Consider the following 14083-nt stretch of genomic DNA (forward strand, 5'->3'; position numbering starts at 1 on the left):
AGCGGCAGGCGCGCATGGTTTTTTCGATGGCCTTGCAACGCCCCTGAGATCGGGCGCTGCAAGGCCGTCGACGTGTTACCCGGGGCCGCCCGCGCAGCGCCTCAGTGGCGATCCAGCCACAGGGTCTGGGCATTGGTGAACTCGCGCACGCCAAAGTGCGAAAGCTCACGGCCGAAACCGCTTTTCTTCACCCCGCCAAACGCTACCCGAGGATCAGACGCGCAGTAGCCGTTGATGAACACAGCGCCGCTGTCCAACTGTGCAGCCATGCGCTCGGCCAAGGCATAGTCGGCGGTGTAGAGGGTCGCCGCCAGGCCGAACTCGCTATCGTTGGCCAGCGCCAGCGCATGATCGGCATCGCGCGCACTGATGATCGCCGCCACCGGGCCGAACAGCTCCTGCCTGAAGGCGGTCATGTCCGCGGTCACATCGCCCAGCACGGTCGGCGCATAGAAGTTGCCGACGCCGTCGAGCTTGTGTCCGCCCAACAGCAATGTGGCGCCTTCGGCCAAGGTCGCCTGGACCTGGCCGTGGAGCTCGTCACGCAGATCGGCGCGAGCCATCGGGCCGATGTAGGTTGCCTCTTGCAGCGGGTTGCCGAGCACCAGTGCGCGGGTAGCCTCGACGAACTTGCGGGTGAAGGCATCGACGATGCTCGCCTCGACGATCAAGCGCTTGGCCGCGGCGCAGACCTGGCCAGTATTCTGATAACGGCCGACCACTGCAGCTTTCACCGCGGCGTCGAGGTCGGCATCGGCCAGTACGATGAACGGGTCGCAGCCGCCCAGTTCGAGCACGCACTTCTTCAGCGCGGCACCGGCCTGTGCACCAATGGCCATGCCGGCGCGCACGCTGCCGGTGAGGGTGACGGCGGCGATGCGCGGGTCGTTGATAGCGCGGCTCACGCCCTCAGGGGTGACGTTGAGCACCTCGAACACCCCGGCGGGCAGGCCGGCGCGCTTGAACAGGTCGGCCAGCAGGTAGGCGCTGCCCATCACGTTGGGGGCATGCTTGAGCACATAGGTGTTGCCGGCCAACAGCGCCGGCACGGCGCCACGCAGCACCTGCCAGACCGGGAAGTTCCACGGCATCACGGCGAGGATCGGGCCCAGCGGACGGTACTCGATGCGGGCCTTTTCGATCTGCGTCGGCTCCGGGGCGAGCATCGCTGGGCCGTGCTCGGCATACCAGCGGCACAGGTCGACGCATTTGTCGACTTCGCCACGCGCCTGGCTGATCGGTTTGCCGATCTCGCGGGCGACCATCTGCGCGAATGCCTCGGCATTGGCCTGCAGGGCATCGGCCAGGGCAACCAGGTATTCGCTGCGCTGCCCCAGGGCTACCCGGCGCCACTGGTTGTAGCCCACCTTGGCGCGTTGCAGCGCCGCTTCCAGTGCTGCATCGCTGTCGAAGGCATAGTGGCCGATTCGCTCGCCGCTGTAGGGGTCGACGGAAATGGCATGGGTCAGGTTGCTGATCGCGCTCATGGCTGAAGGCTCGTCGTGGGTCATCGGTGCGGTAAGCCTAAGGGTGGCGATCTTTAATGAAAACTGAATAATAATGAGCGAAATATTCACGTATGGAGAATGGTTGTGGACCTGGTGCAACTCGAGATGTTCAAGGCTGTGGCCGAGCACGGCAGCATCAGCGCCGCGGCCCAGCAGATCCACCGGGTGCCGTCGAACCTGACCACCCGCATCAAGCAACTGGAGCAAGACCTGGGCGTGGACTTGTTCATCCGCGAAAAGAGCCGCCTGCGCCTGTCGCCGGCAGGCTGGAACTTCCTTGAATACACCCGGCGCATTCTCGACCTGGTGCAGGAAGCCCGTTGCAGCGTGGCCGGCGATGACCCGCAAGGCACCTTCGCCCTGGGCTCGCTGGAAAGCACTGCGGCGGTGCGCATTCCGGCCTTGCTGGCGGCCTACAACCAACGCTACCCCAAGGTCGACCTGGACCTGTCCACCGGGCCCTCCGGGACCATGCTCGAAGGCGTGCTGTCCGGGCGCCTGGTGGCGGCCTTCGTCGACGGGCCGGTGCTGCACCCCAGCCTCGAAGGCATGCCGGTGTTCGAGGAGGAGATGATGCTGATCGCGCCACTCAACCATGCGCCGGTCAGGCGTGCCCGCGACGTCAATGGCGCAAGCATCTATGCCTTTCGCGCCAACTGCTCGTACCGCCACCATTTCGAGCGCTGGTTCGTCCAGGACCAGTCGGTGCCGGGCAAGATCCACGAGATGGAGTCGTACCACGGCATGCTCGCCTGCGTCAGCGCAGGTGCCGGGCTGGCGATGCTGCCGCGCAGCATGCTCGACAACATGCCGGGCTGCAGCACGGTCAGCGCCTGGCCCATGGCTGAAAAATTCCGCTATCTGCAGACCTGGCTGGTATGGCGACGGGGCACGGTATCGCGCAGCCTGGGCATGTTCATCGAGCTGCTGGAGACGCTTGAGCCGGCGAACCGGTCCCGATTGGACTAATGGTGCGCGGTTGGCCGAACGGCGCGCGCGCGGCGGCATCAAAACTGTGTAGACCATCCCTCGAAGGGAGGAATGCACCATGCGTACCCATCATTACCGCCTTTGCGCGGCGCTGCTGGTGGCCCTGGCCATGCCCTGGAGCTTGGCTGCGGCCGCCGACCTGAACGCGCCGATCGACCCGCAGGGCGTGCACTTGCAGGCCCAGGAACAAAACGGCATCCGCTACCTGCAAGGCGGCATCGGCCAGGACGAGGCCAATGCCTTGCGCCAAACCCGCGGCTACGACCTGCACATCACCCTGTCGACCGGCGCCGACGGCAAGTTCCAGAGTGGCGCGGCGCTGGCGATCGAATCAGCCCAAGGCCAGCAGGTGCTGGCCTTGCAGGATGTCGGGCCGCTGATCTTCGTGCAGTTGCCACCCGGCCACTACCGGGTCACCGGCAGCGCCGAAGGCCAGACTGTGCAGCAGCAGGTGACAGTCGATGGCAAGACCCCCGCGCGGGTCGACCTGCACTGGCGCTAGCGGGGCGGGCGCCTGCCTCGCTGTCGAGCAGAAGCAGATGAAAGCCAAAAATAATTGAACCATCGTGCCAATTAAAGGCACTTAGCCAATAGTGGCAAAGCACTTTCAACTTTCAGCCTATCCAGACCATAATCGAGGAAGTATTACCACTTGTAACTTGGCTGGATGCGCCAGGAAACAAGGGCACAAACGAGGGGCGCAGCCCCCACATGCCACAGGCCCGCGCCCCTTGGTCGCGGGCCTGTCCGTGAAGACCATCAGGAGTAGTCATTGATGAAAACCCGTCTCGCCACCTCGCTGGCCGCCGCCGTGCTTGCACTCGCCGGGGCCAGCACGGCACAGGCCGCGCAAATCTCGGGGGCCGTCGGCGCCACCGGCCAGGGCGACATGACCTACCGTATCGGCCTGTCGTTCGACTGGGACAAGAAATGGCTGCAAAGCAGCACTGGTCACCTGACCGGTTACTGGGACGCGGCCTACACCTACTGGGAAGGCGGGGAGGCCAGTGGTGCCCACTCGCTGTCGTTCAGCCCGGTGTTCGTCTACGAGTTCAGCGGTTTCACCTACACCCCGTACATCGAGGCCGGTATCGGCCTGGCAGCGTTCTCCAAGACCGATGTCGGCGACCAGCGCCTGGGCTCTTCGGTCAACTTCGAGGACCGTATCGGTTTTGGCCTGAAACTGCCGGCCGAGCAAAAGATCGGCATTCGCGCCATGCACTACTCCAACGCTGGTATCAAGCAGCCTAACGACGGTATCGAGTCGTACTCGCTGTTCTACAGCAAAGCCTTCTGATCCAGGCCCCCCACAGGCAAATCGTACCGATACCCAATCGGCCGCTTTGCCTGCGGGGCACCGGCTAGCGCACCGACTTGATCGCCAGCACATTGCACAGCGGATGTTCCAGCACATGCGCGGTGGTGCCGCCGAGGAACGCGTGCAGCGCATCATGGCGATGGTTGCCCATGACGATCACATCCACCCGGCCATGGGCGATGTACTGGGTGATCGCCTTGATCGCGGGGCCTTCGAGAAAATGCCGGCGTTCCAGGGCAATCTGATGATGGTCGCCCAGGCGGTTGAAAGCTGCCCGCTGTGCGGTGCGCACACTGCCGTCGAAGCCGGGCATGGTCACGGTGCCAGCGCCGAAGTCGGCGATGTGGGTCTTGGCCGCGTCGCACACATGCAGCAGGTGCAGGTCGGCGTTGCATTGCAGGGCCAGGGCATGGGCGCTGCGAATCACCTGTTGGTCCAGGTGCTCGCCGTCGCCATGGCTGTTGAGGTCCACTGCCGCGGCGATCTGCCGGGGCAGGGGCAGGCGGATGTCGCTGACCAGGTGCACGGCCACCGGGCTGTCCTTGAGCAGTTGCCAGTCCAGTGGGGTGACCAGCAGGCGCTTGAGAATCGGTTCGTGCTGCACGTCCTTGACCAGCAGGTCGCAGCCCAGCCGCTCGACCTGTGCGAGCACGCTGCCCAGTGGGTCGCGGGTCAGCAGCAGTTCGGTGGACACATCGAGGCCGGCGCCTCGCAGTTGCTCGGCCTCATCGGCCAACCACTGGCGGTTGTGCTCAAGCAGCCGTTCGCGATCGCGGCTGTCGGCCATCAGGCCGAAGGTGTCGACATCGTCGACGCAGACGTTGACATCCAGCAGGGCCCCGCTGGATTCGGCCAGCGCCGCGGCGCGCTGCAAGGCAGGCGTGTGGCGCATCTGCGGGCCGAGCATGACCAACAATCGCTTGAACTGGCTCATCTCACACCTCCACGTGTGGCAGCCCCCTGTTCAGTCTAGACCCTCCGTTCCCACACCCTCCATCGCGGCGCCTGGTTCGCCAGCAAGGCTGGCGCCTGCTGGTGTTGCAGGTCGCAGACGGTGTAGGAGCCGGCCTTGCCGGCGAACACCGGCGCAGCCGGTGCCAGCCACCGCGACGCCTGGTTCGCCAGCAAGGCTGGCTCCTACGGGTGTTGCAGGTCGCAGACGGCGTAGGAGCCGGCTTGCCGGCGAACACCGGCGCAGCCGGTGCCATCCACCGCGACGCCTGGTTCGCCAGCAAGGCTGGCGCCTACGGGTGTTGCAGGTCGCAGACGGCGTAGGAGCCGGCTTGCCGGCGAACACCGGCGTAGCCGATGGCATCCATCGCGGCGCCTGGTTCGCCAGCAAGGCTGGCGCCTACGGGTGTTGCAGGTCGTAATCGGCGTAGGAGCCGGCCTTGCCGGCGAACACCGGCGCAGCCGGTGCCAGCCACCGCGTTGCCTGGTTCGCCAGCAAGGCTGGCGCCTGCTGGTCAGGCGTGTCGTAGGCGCCGACAAAACCTGCAGCGGTCACAGCGGGTAGTGCTTGAGCTCCCGGGCGATCAGCATGCGCTGGATCTCGCTCGAGCCTTCGTAGATCTGGGTGATCCGCGCATCCCGGTAGTATTTTTCCACCGGGTAGTCCTCCAGGTAGCCATAGCCGCCATGCACCTGGATCGCCATCGAGCAGACCCGCTCGGCCATCTCCGAGGCGAACAGCTTGGCCTGGGACGCCTCGGACAGGCACGGCTTGCCCGCTGTGCGCAGGCGCGCGGCGTGCAGGATCAGCAGCCGGGTGGCGTTGATCTGCAACTGCATGTCGGCCAGCAGGTTGGCAATGCTCTGGTGCTCGTTGATCGGCTTGCCGAACTGGATTCGCTCGCGCGAATACCGCAGCGCCGCTTCGAACGCCGCACGGGCGATACCCAGGGCCTGGGCGGCGATGCCGATGCGCCCGCCTTCGAGGTTGGACAGGGCGATGGCCAGGCCCTTGCCGCGCTCGCCGAGCAAGTTGGCCGCCGGGATGCGGCAATTGTCGAGGGTCACCGCGCAGGTGTCGGAGGCGCGGATACCCATCTTGTGTTCGCTGCGATCGACCTTGAAACCCGGATTGTCAGTGGGCACCAGGAACGCCGACAGGCCTTTCTTGCCCAGCTCCGGGTCGGTCACGGCGAAGACGATGGCCAGCTTGGCCCGACGGGCGTTGCTGACGAATTGCTTGGCGCCGTTGATCACCCAGTGGCCGTCGATCAGTTCGGCGCGGGTGCGCAGGTTATGCGCCTCGGAGCCGGCCTGGGGCTCAGTCAGGCAGAAGCAGGCGATCACCTCGCCACTGGCCAGCTTCGCCAGCCAGGCCTGTTGCTGCTCGGGGTTGCCGTAGGCCAGCAATGGGCCGCAGCCCACCGAGTTGTGAATGCTCATCATCGCCCCGGTGGCGCCGTCGCCGGCGGAAATCTCCTCCACTGCCAGGGCATAGGCCACGTAGTCGGTGTAGCTGCCGCCGAACTGCTCCGGGGCGACCATGCCGAGCAGGCCCAGCTCGCCCATCTTGCGTACCACCTCGTCGTCGATCCAGCCGGCCTTTTCCCAGGCCTGGGCATGGGGCGCGATCTCGCCGCGGGCAAAATCCCGGGCCATGTCGCGGATCATGATCTGTTCTTCGCTCAGTTCCAGGTCTTGCATCTGTGTACTCCCGGGCTCACAGGCCTTCGAAGAATTGCTCGACACGCTGCTGGGTCAGCCCGGCCAGGGTCGGCGGGTTCCAGCGCGGTTGCTTGTCCTTGTCGATGATCAGGGCGCGCACGCCCTCGATGATGTCGCCGTGGGCGAACCACTGGCGGTCGATGTGCAGTTCCATGGCAAAACAGTCTTCCAGCGCCAGGCGGCGGCCGCGGCGCAGCAGTTCGAGGGTCACGGCCATGGCCAGCGGCGAGCGGCTTTCCAGCAGCGTGGCGGTGTCCAGCGCCCATTGCCGGCTGTCGCCGATGGTCACCGCGCGCAGCTGCTCGATGATGCTGGGCAGGTCGGGCAGGGCGAAGAAGTGGTCGATCACCGGGCGCAGGGCGGCCAGCGGCGCATCCTCGAGCACCTGGGTGCCGAGGCGGGCCAACAGGCCTTGCAGGTCCTTGAGCGGGTGCTCGCCGAACTGCAGAGTGTCCAGGCCTTGGTCGAGCGCGGCGAGCTTGGCACTGTCCAGGTACCAGTCGGCCAGGCCGCAGTACAGGGCGTCGGCCGCCTTGATCTGGGTGCCGCTGACACCCAGGTAGATGCCCAGCTCGCCAGGCACGCGGGGCAGGAAGTAGCTGCCGCCGACATCGGGGAAGTAGCCGATGCCGACCTCGGGCATGCCCAGGCGGCTGCGTTCGGTGACGATGCGCAGGTCGCAGCCCTGGGCCAGGCCCATGCCGCCACCGAGGGTGAAGCCGTCCATCAGCACCAGCACCGGCTTGCGGTAGCGGTGAAGGCACAGGTCCAGGGCGTACTCCTCGACGAAGAAGTCTTCATGCAGCGTTTCGCCGGCCTTGAAGCTGTCGTGCAGCGAACGGATATCGCCCCCGGCGCAGAAGCCCTTGGGGCCTTCGCCGCGCAGCGCCACCGCGTGCACCTGCGGGTCGTCGGCCCACTGGTCGAGCTGCTGGCGCAGGCTGCGGACCATGTCCAGGGTCAGGGCGTTGAGGCCGGCGGGGCGGTTGAGGGTGAGGTGGCCGATGTGGTTGCGGACCTCGGCCAGTACCTGATCCGTTGCCGAGGGTTGAGCGTGCGCGGTCATCGCGGTCTCCCTGCTTTGTTATTGATTTTCCAAGTGAAGTCTGGAATTCGCGGGCGGATCGCAGGATCCTGTCATGCGAATTTACCTTGCACAATTGGCAAATCTGCAGGGCGTTTCTGCATTTTTACCTTGAGTGGCTTGGCCAGACGCCGATGCAGCCACTTTAGCGCCGTGACGCCAGGGTACAAGGGGCGATCATGGATCCTGCGGGTCATGCCCCAAGGATTGCAGAAACAATGAAAACAGCTCCGGCTGCGACGAGATATCCAGCTTGGCGTACAGGTGCCGGCGGTGCACCTTGATGGTCTCCGGCGAAATCGCCAGGCGCTCGGCCATGGCCTTGGACGAGTAGCCACGCAAGATCAACCGGGCAATCTCCAGCTCGCGCTCGGACAACACCTTCGCCCCGAACAGGCTCATGGCATCGCGCACCTGGCTGGCCATCGCCGGGGCAGGGCGCAGCGCCTGGCGGTGCCAGTGCTGGGTGATCAGGGCCAGCACCCACGGGCAGATCAGCGCCAGCAGGCCATGGCGCGCCGGGTCGAAGCGCTCGCCGCTGCCCAGGGACAGCGACAGCGCGCCACTGTCGCCAAGCTGGACGATGAACTGCACCTCGTCCTCCAGCACATGGTCGTGGAAATACTTGAGGTAGTACTCGCTCTGGCGGAACTGGTCCGGGGCCACTTCTTCGAGCCGGTGCAGGCCATCGCCGATGCGCTCCTGGCAGGCCTGGTAGAACGGGTCGAGCTGGTACAGGCCGCTGAGGTACAGGGCCATGGCCTCGGGGTTGCCTTCGCCGCGCGCATCGAAGATCTCCAATGCCCGCGGCAGGCCGTCGCGCGGGTAGAACATGGCCAAGGCATTGTCGAAGGCCAGCCACTGCTGCAACAGCAGCATCAACTGGCGCCAGAAACGCGGCTGGCCGAGTTGCTCGACGGTGCGCGCCAGGCCGGTGTGGGCACTGGCCTCGGTGAAAAGGTTGTGCATGCGCGGGCTCTATCAGCTGGATGTGCAATTCGGATGCCCTTTGTAGGAGCGGCCTTGTGTCGCGATAGGGCTGCAAAGCAGCCCCGGGATCTGAGCATCGAAGCAAAAATTGCCGGGGCTGCCCTGCAGCCCTATCGCGACACAAGGCCGCGCCTACAGTTGGCGGTGTTGCGGGATAAAAGGTGACGCAGTCTTGGAATTTTTCGGCCATCCCGTCAAGGGGCGTACCCCCATAGGGTAATTGGCGCCCACCACCGGCCAGCCTACAGTCCAGCCAGGTCCTGCGGCCGCCCGACCGGTTTTCCCCTCACAACCAATAACAACCAGAGGAAAAACGCCATGAGCTCCAGTGCAGAGCCCGCAAGCGCGCTCAAGCAGCGCCTGGGTGTGTTCGATGTGGTCGCCATCACCGTGTCGGCGGTAACCCCGGCCAGTTCCGTGTTCGTCATCGCCCCGTTCGCCATCCAGCAGGCCGGCAGCGGCGCCTTCCTGTCGTTCATCATGGCCGGCGCCCTGGCGCTGATGTTCGCCTGGTGCTACGCCGAACTGGGCCGCGCCCACAGCTGCGCCGGTGGCGAATACGTGTACGCCAAGCGGGTGTTCGGCGGGCTCGCCGGCTATGCCACCTTCCTCACCGTGCTGGCCTCGATGCTGTTCATCCCGCCAGTGCTCGCCGCCGGCGCCGCCGCCTACCTGAACAACGCCCTGGGCACGCGCTTCGATACCCAGGCCGTGGCGCTGGTCATCGTGGTCTCCAGCTATGCCCTGGGTATCCTCAACATTCGCCTCAATGCCTGGATCACCGGCCTGTTCCTGTTCTGCGAGGTCGCCGCGCTGCTGGTGATCGTGGTGCTGGGCTTCGGTAACGCCAGCCAGCCGGCGGCGAGCCTGTTGCAGCCGCAGATGCTCGAGCAGGGGACGCTGGTCGCCGTGCCCTGGGCATTGGTGCTGGGGGCGGTGGGCATGGCGCTGTTCGCCTTCAACGGCTATGGCGGCGCGGTATTGCTGGCCGAGGACATGAAGGACCGTGGCCGCACCGTGCACCGCGCCGTGCTCTGGTCGTTGGCGGTGGTGGTGGCCATCGAGGTGATCCCGCTGGCGGCGTTGCTGATCGGCGCGCCTTCGCTCGAGGCGATGCTGGCCAGTGGCGACCCCATCGGCTACCTGCTCACCGCCCATGGCAACGAAACCCTGGCGCGGCTGGTCAGCGCGGGGATTTTCCTGTCGGTGTTCAACGCCATCGTCGCCATCGTCATCCAGGTCGGACGGGTGGTGTACAGCAGTGGCCGCGATGCGATCTGGACACCCATGCTCAACCGCGCCTTCACCGTGATCCACCCGCGCTGGGAGTCGCCCTGGCTGGCCACGCTGTTCCTCGCCGCGCCCTCGGCACTGCTGAGCCTGTCGGGCAGCCTGGAACAGCTGACCTCGTTCACCGTGCTGCTGTTGCTGCTGATCTACCTGGTGGTGGCGGCCTGCGCGCTGTGCAGCCGGGTGCTGCGCCGCGACCGCGAACACCCGTACCGCATGCCGCTGTGGCCGTTGCCGGCGTTGCTGGCGGTCAGTGGCGCCGGCTGGCTGCTGGTGACCCTGCTGCGCGAGGCATCGGTGCGCGACCTGTTGATCATCCTCGGGCTGCTGGCGGTGTCGGTGACCCTGTACAGCATCCACGGCCGGCTCAGCCCGACCTTCCAGAAATTGTGAGAACCAAGGAGTACACATGCGTGCGCGTCAACTGGGCATCACCCTCGGCCACGGCACCCCGGGCCCGTTCAATGCCATTACCGATGTGCCTGGGGTGCGGGTCGGCCACAGCACCCTGATCGATGAACAGCGCCCGGCGCCGGTGCGCACCGGGGTCACGGTGATCGAGCCACGTGCCGGGGCGGCGCGCCTGGCGCCGTGCTTCGCCGGCTGTCATGTGCTCAATGGCAACGGCGACGCCACTGGGTTGGAGTGGATCCGCGAGGCCGGCCTGCTGACCACGCCGATCGCCATCACCAATACCCACAGCGTTGGCGTGGTACGCGACGCGCTGATCGCCGCCGAGCGCGAGCGCCTGGCCGATGAGGCGGTGTACTGGTGCATGCCGGTGGTGATGGAGACCTTCGACGGCGTGCTCAACGACATCTGGGGCCAGCATGTCACGCCGGCACAGGTGCGCCAGGCGCTGGACGACGCAGCCACCGGGGTGGTGGCCGAGGGGCCGGTCGGGGGCGGCACCGGCATGATCTGCCACGAGTTCAAGGGGGGTATCGGCACGGCCTCGCGGCGGCTGGCGGACGAGCAGGGCGGCTGGACCGTTGGCGTACTGGTGCAGGCCAATCATGGCCAGCGCCGCGAGCTGCGGGTCGATGGCTACCCGGTGGGTCGCCAGCTGGGGCATTTGCCGTCGCCATTCGCCGAGCGTGAACAGGGCGCCCCTGGCATGGGCTCGATCGTGGTGGTGATCGCCACCGATGCGCCGCTGTTGCCGCACCAGTGCCAGCGCCTGGCGCAACGGGCGTCCATCGGGATCGCCCGCACCGGTGGCGGCACCGAGGACTCCAGTGGCGATATCTTCCTGGCGTTCTCCACCGGCAACCAGGGCTTGCCGCCGGCTGACTACGGGCGCAAGGACCTGGCCCAGTGCACGGCGGTGCGCATGCTCAACAACGATCATATCTCGGCGCTGTTCATGGCGGCGGCGGAGGCGGTGGAGGAGGCGATCGTCAATGCGCTGCTGGCAGGAAGGGCGATGGTTGGCAAGGGCGGGGCGCGGGTGCCGGGGCTGGATGGGGATACGTTGTTGACGGCGTTGCATGAGGTGGGGTGGAAAGCGCAAGCCCGGCGTTGAACGTATCGCAGGGCTTGCCCGCTGCCACCCATTGGCGTGCCCGAAGGCACCCTGGCGCGTGGCGGCGGGCAAGCCCGAGAGCGGTTTTGCTAGCGTGCGCGGGCGAACGCAGGCTTGCCCGAGCGCGAAACCCGCAGCGCCACCACGCTACCCAGCACGATCAACCCGGCCAGCGCATACAGCGCCGCGTCGGTCGACCCGGTCTGGTCCTTGATGAACCCCACCAGATAAGGGCTGAGGAAGCCCGCCATCTGCCCCACCGAGTTGATGATCGCCAGGCCCGCCACGGCGGTGCCGGCGCTCAGCAGCGCGGTCGGCATCGGCCAGAACATCGGCAGGCCGGTCAGCGCGCCCATGGTGGCGATCGACAGGCCAAGGATGGCGATGCTCGGGTTGGCGGCGAAGTTCACCGCGATCACCAGGCCCAGGGCGCCCATCAGCATCGGCACCACAAGGTGCCAGCGGCGCTCGTTGCGCAGGTCCGCCGAACGGCCGACGAGGATCATGAACACCCCGGCCAGCAGGTACGGGATGGCGCTCAGCCAGCCGATCAGCAGCGGGCTGTCGAAGCCCATGTTCTTGATGATCGAGGGCAGCCAGAAGTTGATGGCGTAGACCCCGCTCTGGATGCAGAAGTAGACGAAGCCGAAGGTCCAGATCAGCGGGTTGCTCAGCACGGCCAGCACGCTGTCGCCTTGGGAGGCCGGCTTGCCGGCGGCGTCGGCCTTGAGGTCGGCCGCGATCAGTTGGCGTTCGGTCGGGCTCAGCCAGGCGGCCTTCTGGTAGCCGTCGCTGAGCAGCACGATGGCCAGCGCGCCCAGGGCCACGGTGGGCAGACCCTGGATCAGGAACATCCACTGCCAGCCCGCCAGGCCATGCTGGCCGGCGGCGAAGTGGTCGAGAATCCAGCCGGAGAACGGCCCGCCGAGCAGGCCCGAGACCGGGATCGCCGACATGAACAGGGCCATGATCCGCCCGCGACGGTCTGCCGGGAACCAGCGCGAGAGGTACAGCACCACGCCGGGGAAGAAGCCCGCTTCGGCGGCGCCGGTGAGCAGGCGCAAGGTGTAGAACTCGCTGGGCGTGGTGACGAACAGCAGGCAAGTGGACAGGCTGCCCCAGGCGATCATCATCAGCGCGATCCAGCGCCGCGGGCCGAAGCGGTTGAGCGCCAGGTTGCTGGGCAGGCCGCAGAGCACGTAGCCGATGAAGAAGATACCGGCGCCCAGGCCGTACACGGTTTCGCTGAATTTCAGCGCGTCGAGCATCTGCAACTTGGCGAAGCCGACGTTGACGCGGTCCAGGTAGTTGAACAGGTAGCAGATGAAAATGAACGGGATCAGCCGCAAGGTGATACGCCGGTACAGCGCGTCGCGGGTGAGGTCGGTGCCTTGGTCAGGGGCGGGGCTGTGTGCCATGATCGGGTTCTCTTTTGTTATGGTTGTCGCCGCGTCGCCTGTGCCGGCGCTCGCCATGAAAAGTCTCGGGGAGTGTAGCGCGGCTGTCTTTGTGCTTTTGCACAGCGGCGGCACCTGGCTGCTGTGCCGCCGACCAAAGCCGAAGGATTCTGTGCATGTTCGAACTGGACCACGACCTGGCCCAGGACATCGTCGACCGGGCGATGGCCATCCTGCCGTGCAACGTCAATGTGATGGACAGCCAGGGGTTGATCCTCGGCAGCGGCGAAGCCGAGCGCATCAATACCCGCCACGAAGGGGCCCAGTTGGTGCTGGCCAACGGGCGCATCGTCGAGCTCGACGGCGAGGCCGCCAAATGCCTGAAGGGCGTGCAGCCGGGGGTCAACCTGCCGCTGATGCTCGATGGCCGGCTGATCGGCGTGCTCGGCCTGACCGGCGACCCGCAGCAACTGCGCACCTATGGCGAGCTGGTGCGCATGACCGCCGAAATGCTCCTGGCTCAGCGCCACCTGCAGGTGGAGCAGCAATGGCGCCGGCAGCGCTGTGACGATTTGCTGGCCTTGCTGCTGGGCGGCAGCGGCGAGTCGCCGCGCCTGGTCGACGAGGCGCAGCAACTGGGCCTCAAACCTAACCTGGCGCGTGTTCCCTGCCTGTTCGAACTGCAAGCCGGACCACCGGCCGAGGCGCTGTCGGCCTGGTTGATGGGCCGTTACCCGGATAGCTGGTGCGTCAGCCCGGCGCGCCAATCGTTGCTGTGGTGCCGCCCGGCGACGGCGCAACTGGACGAGCCGCGCTTGCTCGAGCGCCTGCAACGCCATGGCTGGGTGGTCGAGCGCCTGGCCTTGGGCAGCCCGGCGCAAAGCCTGGAGCAATTGCGCCGGGGCTATCGCCGGGTGCGTGACCTGCTGGCCTACGGGCGTGAAGTGCTGCCCGCCGAGCGCCTGTTGAGCCTGGCGCGCTATCGCTTGCCAGCGCTGCTGTGGCGCCACCGCAACGACGATGCGCTGGACGAGTTGCTCGAGCCACTGCAACGCATTCGCGCCAAGGACACCAGCGGCCAGCTGCTGGCCACCCTGCGTGCCTGGTGCGCCCATGATGGGCAGAGCCAGGCGTGCGCCGAAGCCTTGGGCATCCATCGCAACAGCTTGCGCTATCGGCTGGAGCGGATTGCCGAGGTTGGCGAGGTGGATCCGCTGCGCATGGAAGGCATGCTCAGTTTGTACCTGGGCCTGCAGTTGCTGCCGGTCGATTGACCAGCGCCTTCGCTGTAGCAGCCAGCCTTGC

14 protein-coding genes are annotated in these 14083 nt (G+C 66.4%); 6 read left to right on the top strand and 8 right to left on the bottom strand.

What is annotated here, in order from left to right; all coding sequences use genetic code 11:
• Positions 1–101: 101 nt before the first annotated feature.
• Positions 102–1487 carry an aldehyde dehydrogenase family protein gene (locus KSS95_RS14870; protein WP_217847839.1) on the bottom strand — a complete coding sequence of 462 codons (1386 nt, stop codon included), beginning with the start codon at positions 1485–1487 and terminating at the stop codon, positions 102–104.
• Positions 1488–1592: 105 nt separating this feature from the next.
• Between KSS95_RS14870 and ptrR the strand changes: the two genes are divergently transcribed.
• The 3 genes from ptrR to KSS95_RS14885 all read left to right on the top strand — a co-directional run bounded on the left by ptrR (position 1593) and on the right by KSS95_RS14885 (position 3795).
• A complete protein-coding gene (ptrR, locus tag KSS95_RS14875) occupies positions 1593–2477 on the top strand; it encodes a putrescine utilization regulator PtrR (RefSeq protein ID WP_217847840.1) in 885 nt (294 codons plus the stop codon).
• A gap of 79 nt (positions 2478–2556) precedes the next feature.
• Positions 2557–3000: a peptidase associated/transthyretin-like domain-containing protein gene (locus KSS95_RS14880; protein WP_217847841.1), complete on the top strand. Its 444-nt coding sequence runs from the start codon at positions 2557–2559 to the stop codon at positions 2998–3000.
• A 273-nt stretch (positions 3001–3273) separates the two neighbouring features.
• Entirely contained in the window at positions 3274–3795 is a 522-nt protein-coding gene (locus KSS95_RS14885) for an acyloxyacyl hydrolase (protein ID WP_217847842.1), read from the top strand.
• Between the two features lie 64 nt (positions 3796–3859).
• Here the strand turns inward: KSS95_RS14885 and KSS95_RS14890 are convergent, their stop codons facing one another.
• The 6 genes from KSS95_RS14890 to KSS95_RS14915 all read right to left on the bottom strand — a co-directional run bounded on the left by KSS95_RS14890 (position 3860) and on the right by KSS95_RS14915 (position 8545).
• On the bottom strand, positions 3860–4750 hold the full coding sequence (locus KSS95_RS14890; protein WP_217847843.1) for a universal stress protein: 891 nt from the start codon (positions 4748–4750) through the stop codon (positions 3860–3862).
• A gap of 35 nt (positions 4751–4785) precedes the next feature.
• Entirely contained in the window at positions 4786–4944 is a 159-nt protein-coding gene (locus tag KSS95_RS14895; RefSeq protein ID WP_217854084.1) for a hypothetical protein, read from the bottom strand.
• Between the two features lie 223 nt (positions 4945–5167).
• On the bottom strand, positions 5168–5323 hold the full coding sequence (locus tag KSS95_RS14900) for a hypothetical protein (protein ID WP_217847844.1): 156 nt from the start codon (positions 5321–5323) through the stop codon (positions 5168–5170).
• Positions 5320–6471 (bottom strand): acyl-CoA dehydrogenase family protein, encoded by a 1152-nt coding sequence (locus KSS95_RS14905; protein ID WP_217847845.1) that lies wholly within the window; start codon positions 6469–6471, stop codon positions 5320–5322. The genes KSS95_RS14900 and KSS95_RS14905 overlap by 4 nt, the downstream gene beginning before the upstream one ends.
• Positions 6472–6487: 16 nt before the next feature.
• Entirely contained in the window at positions 6488–7558 is a 1071-nt protein-coding gene (locus KSS95_RS14910; RefSeq protein ID WP_217847846.1) for an enoyl-CoA hydratase/isomerase family protein, read from the bottom strand.
• 195 nt (positions 7559–7753) lie between these two features.
• A complete protein-coding gene (locus KSS95_RS14915; RefSeq protein ID WP_217847847.1) occupies positions 7754–8545 on the bottom strand; it encodes a helix-turn-helix transcriptional regulator in 792 nt (263 codons plus the stop codon).
• Between the two features lie 339 nt (positions 8546–8884).
• Here KSS95_RS14915 and KSS95_RS14920 point away from each other — a divergent pair, with 339 nt between their 5' ends.
• Together KSS95_RS14920 and KSS95_RS14925 are read left to right on the top strand one after the other, a co-directional pair.
• Complete coding sequence (locus KSS95_RS14920; protein ID WP_217847848.1) at positions 8885–10249, top strand: APC family permease; 1365 nt, start codon at positions 8885–8887, stop codon at positions 10247–10249.
• A gap of 16 nt (positions 10250–10265) precedes the next feature.
• Complete coding sequence (locus KSS95_RS14925) at positions 10266–11381, top strand: DmpA family aminopeptidase (protein WP_217847849.1); 1116 nt, start codon at positions 10266–10268, stop codon at positions 11379–11381.
• A gap of 89 nt (positions 11382–11470) precedes the next feature.
• Here the strand turns inward: KSS95_RS14925 and KSS95_RS14930 are convergent, their stop codons facing one another.
• Positions 11471–12799, bottom strand: a complete 1329-nt coding sequence (locus KSS95_RS14930) for an MFS transporter (RefSeq protein WP_217847850.1) — start codon at positions 12797–12799, stop codon at positions 11471–11473.
• Between the two features lie 155 nt (positions 12800–12954).
• Here KSS95_RS14930 and KSS95_RS14935 point away from each other — a divergent pair, with 155 nt between their 5' ends.
• The gene (locus KSS95_RS14935) at positions 12955–14052 is read left to right on the top strand and encodes a sugar diacid recognition domain-containing protein (protein WP_217847851.1); all 1098 of its coding nucleotides are present in this window, start codon (positions 12955–12957) and stop codon (positions 14050–14052) included.
• The last annotated feature ends 31 nt before the right edge of the window (positions 14053–14083 follow it).

It is taken from the genome of Pseudomonas muyukensis, from assembly GCF_019139535.1.
Lineage (GTDB): Bacteria > Pseudomonadota > Gammaproteobacteria > Pseudomonadales > Pseudomonadaceae > Aquipseudomonas > Aquipseudomonas muyukensis.